The following is a 10,529-nucleotide window of genomic DNA, read 5'->3' on the forward strand; positions in this document are numbered from 1 at the left end:
CGATGTGCATGAGGCGATGGAGGCGCGGTCGCCCGCCCTCCATCGCTGCGTTCGGCGATTACGCGCGCCGTTCGGCGCGCCGCCCCCGGCTTGCCACCATCGCGCCGGTGTGCGAGCTCTCGTCGGCCACGAGCCCGCCGATGACCCGGAGGACTTCGGCCCGCGTGTCGATCCCGGCGAATTCGTCCGCGATCTGCGATGCACGCGACTGGAAGCGGGGTTGATCGAGCACCGTCCGCACCGCGTCGCGCAATGCCTTCGGTGTCGGCTCGTTGGTCGCGAGGTTGATGCCGACCCCGGACCATGCGACCCGCGCGTTGACGTCGGCCTTGTCTTCGGTCAGCCCCGCAGTGACCAGCGGGATGCCGAAGCTCATGGCCTGGTTGACGCTGCCATAGCCGCCGTTGGTGACGAGCACGTCGACGTTCGGCAGTAGCCATTCGAACGGCAGATAGCTGGCGATGCGCGCGTTCGACGGGATCTTGCCGGGGATGGCGTCGACCGGGCGGCCGCCTGCCGTCGCGATCACCAGGATGTCTTTCTCGTCCGCGAGGGCCGCCAGCGTCGGGGCAACCAGCAGATTGAAATTGTGATTGGCCACCGTTCCCTGCGTCACCAGAACGATCTTGCGCGATCCGTCGAGCTCTTCGGCCCAGGACGGCGGCGGAACCTGGTTGGCGATGATCGGCGGGGTGCCGACGAAATGCACTGAGGGCGGAATCTCGCGAGGAAATTCGAAGCTTGGCACCGACAATTGCAGATAGGCATCCCCGAGAGCGACCACGGAATGGAACATCGGCATCGCGATCGGCCCGACCCCGAGGGACTTCAACGCCCGGTTCAGGCGCAGTGACACCGGCTGATCGACTGCCGCATCAAATTCCCGCGCCATTGCCGCATAGCGATCGCGCTCCTCGTCGGTCTTTGCCGGCGGCAGACCGAGGAAATTGGGCCCGCCGTCCTCGCGCGCCCAATGCAGAAACGAGGTCCCGCAGAGCGCGATGGGAGGCCGCTGCGAGCGCGGTCCGAGCAGCATCGGCAGCACACCGAACAGCATGTCGTCGGCGACAATGATGTCGGCGGGGAATTGCCGCAGGATTTGCAGCAGCCCCTGGTGCTGGGCCGGAATGGCGTCGACGAAGATGCGCTCGCAAGCGACACGGAACCACTCCAATCCCGGCGGGATGGTCTTGAGTTCGGGGAACCGCGAGAAGACGTCGTTCGGATCAAAGTCCGCGTCCTCGGGAAGGGGAAAGAATTTGACGCCGCTGGCTTCGACGCGGGCACGAAAGGCGGTGCCCGTCAGGAAAGCGATCTCGTGGCCATCGCCACGCAGGATTTGCGTGATCGCCAGCATCGGATTGAGATGACCCGTCGCCGGTGTCGAAGCGATAAGAATCTTCATGTGAGTTGACCTCTTGATGATCGATGCACGGTCGCCCCAGAGCGTCCGGTCGAGTGAGAGGCAATTGAAGCGATCGCCGTTACGCCAAGACTTCCGGCGCCAGCGAAAATGGTTACGGCGGCAACGCATCGTGGCGCTGCCAAGGCCGGGCAAAAAAGTTCGGTGCGAAACCGGTGACATCCTGCCAGCAGCGATGATGCTGGCACAGGATTACAATTGTAACGCGAGCGGCGGGCGATGAAACGGCACGGAAACACCGCGCTGTTAATCCGGCAGACCTCCGCATGGCACACCTTCGCAGATATTGGCGCGTTGGCGTCGGCCGAAATTCATTTTTGACGATCCGGATGTCGCGCGGCATCGGTCGCGCCCAATTCATTGAGGACTGGCATGGAAAATATTGTCGCCCTGATTGCGATGGTTGCGTTCATCGCGTTTCTGGCCTGGCTGGGCGTTCGCGCCTCCCGGACGAAATCTGCTCTGGCGAAGTGGAGCGGCATGGTGCTGACGGCCGTGCTGGCCGTCTCAGTGTTCGGCGTCGCCGCTTTGACCGCGGTCGGTATCGTCCGGCAACATGCCCGCTCCGCACCGGTCCCGGATGTGAAGATCGAGGCGACACCGGATCAGATTGCCCGAGGCATGGCCGTGGCCGACGGCTTTTGCGCCGCATGTCACTCGCAGACCGGGACGCTGACCGGCGGCGGCGACGTGGCCAAGGATCTCCCGATTCCCATCGGCTCGTTCGTGCCGGCCAATCTCACGCCCGCCGGCGTCTTGAAGAATTGGTCCGATGGCGAGATCTTTCGTGCCATTCGCAATGGGATCGACGCGAGGGGGCGCTGGCTGGCGATCATGTCCTTCACCAATGCCGGCCGGCTCAGTGACGACGACACCAAGGCCGTGATCGCCTACATCCGCAGCCTGCCCGCGAGCGGTGCGCAGACCCCGGATCCGCCAGATCGTTTCAGCCTGCTGGGCATCGTGATGCTGGGCGCCGGACTGTTGCCGGATGCGAAGCCCGTCTTCACCGGCGTGATCACCGCGCCGCCGAAGGCGCCGACGGCGCTCTATGGCAAGTACCTGCTGTCCTATCAGGATTGCCGCGAATGCCACGGCAGGGATCTCGGCGGCGGCGTGCCGGGACAATTGCCGCCGCTCGGACCGGACCTCGGTATCGTCAAGAACTGGAGCCTTGCGCAATTCGTCGACACCATGCGCACAGGCGTTGATCCGAACGGGCATCGGCTCGGCGAGCAGATGCCGTGGCGGCCGATCGGGCGGATGGATGACGACGATCTCGCCGCGATCTACCAGTACCTGTTGGCTCTGCCGGGCTCCTGATGATTCCGTGAAGCCCGCAAACGCCCGCGCCCTGCCGGGGCGGGCAACAGCCTGCGCAGCACATCGCAGTCGCTGAACGACAGCGCAGGCCGCAGGCTTCCTATCGCCCCAAAGTAGTAAGCGTTGGGATCACAATTATTCACGTATGCGACATCCGGCGGAATTAGCCGCAGAATTACCCTGTTGCGACGTCATCACGGCACCATAGATAGACTCAGTGTGTGCCGATGGCCTCGGATATCCCATTCTATTTTGAGCGATTCCAATTCGGACGACATCAATATCATTTCACCACAGCCGGACGTTGACGTTCGCAATTCTTAAGTACAGCTCACTCGGCGGACGGCGAATTTTGAGAGTATGGAATGCTTGCAGATATTGGCCACATCGTCGTCGTCGATGACGATCCGACGTTAAGGCAAATGGTGATCAAATATCTCGAGGAGCACAATATCCCGACAAGGGCGGCCTCCAACAGATCGGAATTGAACCACTATCTCGATGGAAGCCAGCCGAGCCTGATCATCCTCGATCTTCGGCTTGGTCAGGATGACGGTCTGGACCTGTTGAGGGAAATCCGGTCGCATTCCGACGTGCCGGTCATCATCACGACGGGCCATCGTCCCGACGAGATCGATCGTATCGTCGGGCTCGAGCTTGGCGCCGACGACTACATCATCAAGCCGTTCTCCCTGAGGGAGCTGCTGGCGCGCGTCCGCGCGGTGTTGCGGCGGCAGGAGATGGGACGGGCCGCGCGCGCCCGCGATCCCGAGCGCGGGGGCTATCGCTTCAGCGGCTGGAAGCTCGAACGCCGCAGCCGAAAGCTGACCGATCCCGACGAAGCGCCGGTGCCGTTGAGCAAGGGAGAATATGCGCTGCTGCTGGCCTTTCTGGAGGCGCCGCAGCGTCCCCTGACCCGCGAGCATCTGCTGCAGGCGACCCGTATCCATGAGGATATCTTCGATCGCAGCATCGACGTCCAGGTGCTGCGGCTGCGGCGCAAGCTGGAGACCGATCCGAGCGCGCCGCGAGTCATTCAGACCGAGCGCGGCGTCGGCTATGTCTTCGCGGTGCCGGTCGATCCGTTCTAGAAGCAATTGGCGGATTGCAATTGTAGCCAATTTGCCGACGGCGGTGACCTTGGCGTAACAGCGGGCCGTCAGATTGCCTCCCACCAACAGCGTGTGGGAGATTTACGATGGAGAAGTATTCTCACAGTGTGAGCCGCGTTGCCTTGCCGGGTCACATGGAACTCGACAGGGCGAACTGGGTCGCACGATCTGACGGTCGCGGCATGGTCCGTCTCGGTGCGGTTGCCGCGAGGCATCGCTCGCCGGACATCGCTTCGCCGCCGGACGTACCGCCTGTCGGGCAGGATCAGCCCGTCACCACATTCTGGTGGGCGGTCTTCGCCTCCCTGATGGAGGGCTTTGCCCTCTACGGTGCAGCCTTGCATCCGACCGCAGCCGCGCCGGTTCAGGCGATGCTGGAGGCCACGAGAGATTGCCGATCGCCCTCGGCGGGTCGCGAGCCCGCGGAGAAGAGCGGCAACGATGGAGCCGACAACAATGGGAATGACAATAATGGGAATATCGTCAGGCTCGATCGCGCCGCGCCGCGCGATGCGCGACTGGAGCGCAGCTGGAATCGGCTGGGGTCGCTCGGCGCGACCCTGGGGACTCTGATGGACCTGCCTGCGTACTGGCGTCGGGAACGTGAGATCAGGAAGGCCGTCGCTGCGTTGATGGAGTTCGATGACCGGACCTTGCGGGACCTCGGGATTTCCGGCAGGTCGGACATCGAGCGGGTGGTGAGGTACTGCCGTGATTGCTGACACCATCGCCCGGAGCATGTGGCGGCCACCTTCGCGAAATCATCCAGCTTCGATCAAAATTCCTTGAGCAGCCGCGACAATTCTCGCTTCACCCCCACATTGCTGGGCGTGCAGCAGTTCGCCAGATTTCTCGGGGCCGGACGAGGTGCCGGCCTTCGACGTTGCGCGATCGTGATTTGCGCACTGGTGCCGTGCTCTCTGAAGGTCTCTCCGGCACCGTCGCAGTCGCCGTCTGCCTTCGTGTCGGTCCGCAAGGATGAGCCCATCACGCCCATTCCGGCGCCGCCCGTAATCGACCCGCTGAAGGTCAAGCTCGGCGAACGACTGTTCTCCGATCGCAGGCTGTCGCACGACAATTCACGCAGTTGTGCATCGTGTCACGATATCGCGACGAACGGCGCGAGCCCGAGGCAGCACGATGTCGGCCCCGACGGGGCGGCGATCACGCTCAACACGCTCACCGTCTTCAATGCGGCGCTCAGCTTTCGCTTCGGCTGGGAAGGAAAATTACGCAACATCGAAGCCGATACCAGGGCGTCGCTGGAAAGCCCGCGCACCATGGCGAGCAGCTCGGTCGAGATCGCAGAGAAGCTCAATGCCGATCCCGACATGCGCGAGAGCTTCTTCGCGGCTTACGGCCACCGCCCGGAGCGCGGCGATGTCGTCGACGCGCTCGCGAACTTCCAGCGCACGCTGGTCACGCCGGGCGGCAAGTTCGATCGCTGGCTGGCGGGTGACGCCGCGGCGCTGTCGGAGGACGAGCTGGGCGGCTACCAATTGTTCAAATCGCTGGGCTGCGCGTCCTGCCATCAGGGCGTCAATGTCGGCGGCAATCTGTTCCAGCGCCACGGCATATTCCACCCGCTCGCATCGCCCGAGCCGAAAATTCTGCGCGTGCCGAGCCTGCGCAACGTCGCGACCACGCCGCCGTATTTCCATGACGGCAGCGCGCCGACGCTCGATGACGCGGTTCGCAAGATGGCCTTTGCCCAATTGAACGCCACGTTGACGGAGAAGCAGGTCAAGGCGCTCGTCGCCTTTCTGAACAGTCTGACCGGCACCTATCGCGGCGCGACTGTCGGAGGCTCCCCATGAAATTTGCCCCCGCCGTGATCGGCGTAACCTGCGTGCTGGCCCTGCTGACCTGGCTGTTGTTGAACGGGCTGAACTTCAATTCGGTGCGTTACGACCGTCAGCTCCAGGCGCTTGGCGACTTCACCCGGTTCGAACGCGCGATGACCAGGGAAGTGCTGACCGCGCGCGTCGGCCTGTCGCGCAACTATGACAAGCTGGTGCAGATGACCGATGCCTATGACGACGCCCTGACGCGGCTGCGCGAAACGCCGGGTCTCAATGCCGAAGAGACCAGGGCCATCGATGTGCTGTCGGCACGCGCCCTCCGGCAGGAGGACCTGGTCGAACGGTTCAAGAGCCGCAACGCGCTGCTCCAGAACTCCTTTGCCTATTTCGGTCTGTTCAGCGACAAGCTGGCCGAGTCGGATCAGCGGGCGCTGGTCACGGCCGCCTCCGCATTGGCGGCAGCGATGCTGCGCCTGACGCTCGATACGTCGGACGTCGTGGCGCGTCAGGTCCAGGGTCGATTGGAAGAGCTGGCGCTCGTGCAAACGCCGCCGCAGGACATGGATTCGGTCCGCGCGTTGTTGATGCACGGGGAGATGCTGCATGACCTTCTGCCCGACATCGACACGATCGTGAAGACGCTCGTCGCCGAATCGAACAACCGCGAGCAGGATGCCGTATTGGCATTGATCACCAGGCGTCAGCTCGCCTCGCGGGCGTCGGCGCGCCGGGTACGCCTGTTGCAGTTCATGACGTCGCTGCTGCTGCTCTGCGGCGTGGTCTATTTCGGATTGCTATTGCACCGGCGCGCGGTCACGCTGCGCCGCCGTGCGGCGTTCGAGCACGTCATGGCCGGCATCTCGATGCGGTTCATCGATTCGAGCCGCGAGAGGATCACCGCTGACGTCGAGACCGCGCTGCAACAGCTCGCCGGATGCATCGGTGCGGATCGCGCCTATTTCGTCGGCGCGACCGGGACGACGACAAGCACCTATCGGTGGTCCCGCGACGGGATCGCATTCGAGCCGGGTTGGCCGGATCGCGCGCTGAGCCTCGCGCCACGCTTCGACAGTGGCGAAGGCGGTATCGTTTATATTCCCAAGGTCAAGGCCGCCCATCCCGACGATACGATGAACCTGCTCGAGGACGCCGGCGTCGGCGGCTGGCTGTGCGTGACGGCGGTCCGGGGACATCGCGATGAAATCCTCGGCTTCGATACCGTGCCGGCCGGGGCGCTCGCATACTGGTCCGAAGTCTCGTTGTTTCGCATGGCGTTCGACGCCATCGGCAACGCGATCCGCCGGGTGCGGCTCGAAGGCGAGAAGGAGCGCTTGCAGGCGAGCCTGCAACAGGCACGCCGCATGGAAACCCTCGGCACCTTTGCCAGCGGTATCGCCCACAACTTCAACAATATCGTCGGCGCGATTCTCGGCTATGCCGAGATCGCCGAGGCGCGAATCCGGTCGGGAGGCCGGCCGGCCGGCAGCCTTGCGGAGATCCGCCGTGCCGGGGAGCGGGCGCGCGAACTGGTCGAACAGATTCTCGGCTTCGGCCGCCGCGGCGAGGGCAGGCGGGAGCGTGTCTGCGTCAGGACCCTGATCGACGAGACCAGATCGCTGCTGGCAGCTTCGTTGCCTTCGCACGTCCAGTTTGAGGTGAACGAGTCGACCGAAGAGGCCACCGTGATGGGCGAGCCCGCCCAGTTGCAGCAGGTGATCCTGAATCTTTGCAACAATGCGGCTCAGGCGATGACGGAGCCGGGTTGCATCGAACTCGGCATCAAGGTGCGCGATCTTCAACAGCCATTGTCGATCGGACGCAGTGAGGTCGGCCCCGGCCGCTTCACCGTGATTTCGGTCACCGATCCGGGGCCGGGAATGGACGAGGCGACGCTGGAGCGGATCTTCGAGCCCTTCTTCACGACGCGCCCGGACGGCAACGGCATCGGGCTCGCAACCGTTCGCGAGATCGCGGAGCAATATGGCGGCGCCGTCGCCGTGCAGAGCGAGCCGGATGCGGGCACGCGCTTCGACGTCTGGCTGCCATCCGGCGATCCCGACGAGGCGGTGCCGGTTCAGCACAGCCCCGATCTTGCGTTCCGTGGCGCGGGCGAGACGGTGCTGGTGCTCGACACCGACCGCCGTCGCCTGTTGCGCCATGAGGAAATCCTCGCGGCGCTGGGTTATGAGCCGGTTGGGTTCACCAGGCTGGCGGAGGCGATCACTGCCTGCCGCACCGCGCAAACGCGCTTCGATGCGGCGCTGGTGTGTCACATGCCCGGGGGCTCCTCGATCGAGCTGGCGGCGGCATTGCACGCGGCGGCGCCGGCCTTGCCGATGATTCTGGCGAGCCCATCGACGCGCGAGCTGGCGGTGCCGTCGCTGGAGACGTCAGGGATCACCGAGCTCGTTCATCACCCGCTGATATCGGCGGAGCTCGCCGGCGTCCTGGCGCGGAGCGTCGCCTCGTCGGCCGCGCGACGACGCGTGAGACGGGCCGCCGTGGCGCGGTAGAGCGTTTTCGAGCGAAGCGGATACCGGCGCGCGCGAAGAAAGCGCGTCAAAACAGGAATCCAGAGCTGGCGCACGACAATCGGCGATCGCGGTTGCAATGGTAACGCGATGTCGCCGCGGGCGAAATGGTCGAGTAGCCGGGACCTCCTATCCATCGCATGCGCATCGTCGCAACGTCACCGCGATAGGAGAATGATGATGTCAATCAGACTTGGCGTGACCGTCGTCGCAGCTACGTTTCTGTTCGGATCGGTTTCCAGCCTCAGGGCTGCCGGAGGCGCAAGCGCGCCTGTGACCATGTCCTCGCCTGGCAGTGTGGACGCAATGAAGTTCGCGGACCTGTCCCGGCAGGCTCCCATCGGTCACCGGCAGCCGCGACGCAGCGACGTGCCCGGGTCGACGCAAGCCTCGCCCCAAGACGCGGAGCTGCAGCGGCTCGACAGGGAGATCGACCGCCGGCTGATCATCTGCCGTGGCTGCTGATGGCCGGCCGAGGTCATGGATCGCGCGCGCCGCAAGGCGCGCGTTCGCCACTCCCTATCCCTCGTATTGATCCGGCCCCATCGCCCAGAGCGACTGATCGTGGCCGAATGCGTAATTGCGGTTGTTGATCGCCGGATTTGCCTGGACGCGATACATAAACTTTGAAGTGATATCAAACGGTTGTGGAACTCCGACGTGCTGGATGGGGCTCGTGACTGCGAGATACTCAGAAGTGATTGACGGGAACTACCTACGGTCGCACAATCTCACTTTCACTTGCTTTCCAGGTGCATGCAGCGAGATTTCATATGCGCCGAGTCTATATTATTTCCGATCTTCATTTGGGAGGCACGTATCCAGTGCCGCCGGAGCAAGGGAAGCGCGGCTTCCGCTTGTGTACCCGCGCCGATCAGATCGTTCGCTTCGTCGAGGGCTTGGCGCAGGAGATTGCCGAGAAGGGCCCGAGCGAACTCGTTCTGAACGGCGATACGGTCGATTTTCTCGCCGAGCTCGATGGAGAGCAGGCCGACACCTGGTCGCCCTTCACTGCTGATCCTGGTCAGGCAGTCAGCAAATTCAAGGCCATCGTGAACCGGGACCCGGGCGTGTTCGCGGCGCTCAACCGGTTTCTGGATGCGGGAGGTCGGCTGACCATTCTCCTCGGTAACCACGACATCGAGCTGAGCCTCCCTCCTGTGCGCGCCGAACTGCGCAGAGCACTGGGCGTCAAGTCCGGGCACGATTTCGAATTCATCCCGGATGGCGAAGCCTACATCGTTGGCGACGCGCTGATCGAGCACGGCAATCGATACGACGCGTGGAATCAGATCGACCTCGACGCGTTACGCCGGGTTCGGTCCCTGATGTCGCGTCGGCAGGAAGTGCCCAAGCAATACCAGTTCGTCCCTCCGCCCGGGAGCCAGATGGTCACGTCGGTCATCAACAAGATCAAACGAGATTATGCGTTCGTGGACCTGCTCAAGCCGGAAGACTCTGCGGTGGTGCCGATCCTGCTTGCGCTCGAACCGAGTTATCGAAAACGCTTCGGCGAGTTAGCGCGCTTTTGGTATTGGACTCGGAGTCATGGGCTCGAAGGCCCCATTCTGCCGAAATTCGGCGGCGACATCAAAGCGGATGTCGCAGCGAGCAAGAAGCCATTCGGCCAGGACATCCGGGCCAAGGCGGCGCCCGGTACTGGGTCGGCGCAATCGATACTTGCCGGCCTGGACAATGACGCCGCGCTGAAGGTCGCGATCGCGGAATCGCTCGGCAGCGAGGGAACGGATTTTCTCCGCCAGCTTGACAACGATTCCAAAGCAAAACGACCGGAAATGGGAACGGATGTCAGCGCAAGTGAAAACCTCAACACCGCGCTGGGATTGTTCAAGCTCGCCTTCGGCTCGAGCGCCGCCGAGAAACGCATGCGGGCGCTGCTGACTGCGATACGAGGGCTGCAGAAGGAAGATAGCTTCGATGAAACCAAGGAGACGGCCAAGGAGTATTTGGACGCTGCGAGCGATCTTGTGAAAGGCGGCTTTCGCCATGTGGTGTTCGGCCATACCCATCAGGCGAAGCGTGTCAGTCTGGGCGATGGACGCTGGTACTTCAATTCGGGCACATGGGCGGACGTGCTGCGCTTTCCGAACGAGATTTTGACTCTGCCGGAGTCCGACGCGCTCAGCCGGCTGGATGGCTTTGTTCAAAAATTGAAGGCCGGAGACTTCTCGGACTGGACGCTGTTTCGGCCGACCTATGTTCGGCTCGATGTCGACGATAACGGCAAGGTTGCAGAAGCGAATTTGTGCGTAGCGCCGATTTCATAGACGATTGGGATACGAAATCTTTCGATGTGCGGCACATAGTGAGCATGCAT

At 63.3% G+C, this 10,529-nt stretch carries 8 protein-coding genes; 7 read left to right on the plus strand and 1 reads right to left on the minus strand.

Annotated elements, in window-relative coordinates; all coding sequences use genetic code 11:
* Window positions 1–58: 58 nt before the first annotated feature.
* Entirely contained in the window at window positions 59–1,405 is a 1,347-nt protein-coding gene (locus ABIB95_RS33690) for a nucleotide disphospho-sugar-binding domain-containing protein (RefSeq protein WP_354245860.1), read from the minus strand.
* Between the two features lie 390 nt (window positions 1,406–1,795).
* Here ABIB95_RS33690 and ABIB95_RS33695 point away from each other — a divergent pair, with 390 nt between their 5' ends.
* From ABIB95_RS33695 to ABIB95_RS33725, 7 genes are all read left to right on the plus strand, one after another.
* Window positions 1,796–2,746 (plus strand): c-type cytochrome, encoded by a 951-nt coding sequence (locus ABIB95_RS33695; RefSeq protein ID WP_166350585.1) that lies wholly within the window; start codon window positions 1,796–1,798, stop codon window positions 2,744–2,746.
* 365 nt (window positions 2,747–3,111) lie between these two features.
* Window positions 3,112–3,837 carry a response regulator gene (locus ABIB95_RS33700; protein WP_014497160.1) on the plus strand — a complete coding sequence of 242 codons (726 nt, stop codon included), beginning with the start codon at window positions 3,112–3,114 and terminating at the stop codon, window positions 3,835–3,837.
* 107 nt (window positions 3,838–3,944) lie between these two features.
* Window positions 3,945–4,580, plus strand: coding sequence for a DUF1127 domain-containing protein (locus ABIB95_RS33705; protein WP_354245862.1), 636 nt, complete (start codon window positions 3,945–3,947; stop codon window positions 4,578–4,580).
* Between the two features lie 186 nt (window positions 4,581–4,766).
* Window positions 4,767–5,675, plus strand: coding sequence for a cytochrome-c peroxidase (locus ABIB95_RS33710; RefSeq protein ID WP_354245865.1), 909 nt, complete (start codon window positions 4,767–4,769; stop codon window positions 5,673–5,675).
* Complete coding sequence (locus ABIB95_RS33715) at window positions 5,672–8,173, plus strand: two-component system VirA-like sensor kinase (RefSeq protein ID WP_354245868.1); 2,502 nt, start codon at window positions 5,672–5,674, stop codon at window positions 8,171–8,173. Before ABIB95_RS33710 ends, ABIB95_RS33715 begins: the two co-directional genes overlap by 4 nt.
* A gap of 198 nt (window positions 8,174–8,371) precedes the next feature.
* Window positions 8,372–8,656 carry a hypothetical protein gene (locus tag ABIB95_RS33720; RefSeq protein ID WP_135215059.1) on the plus strand — a complete coding sequence of 95 codons (285 nt, stop codon included), beginning with the start codon at window positions 8,372–8,374 and terminating at the stop codon, window positions 8,654–8,656.
* 308 nt (window positions 8,657–8,964) lie between these two features.
* Entirely contained in the window at window positions 8,965–10,479 is a 1,515-nt protein-coding gene (locus ABIB95_RS33725) for a metallophosphoesterase (protein WP_354245870.1), read from the plus strand.
* Window positions 10,480–10,529 lie beyond the last annotated feature (50 nt).

Origin of the sequence: Bradyrhizobium sp. LA2.1 (genome assembly GCF_040547725.1) — a bacterium.
Taxonomy (GTDB): domain Bacteria; phylum Pseudomonadota; class Alphaproteobacteria; order Rhizobiales; family Xanthobacteraceae; genus Bradyrhizobium; species Bradyrhizobium barranii.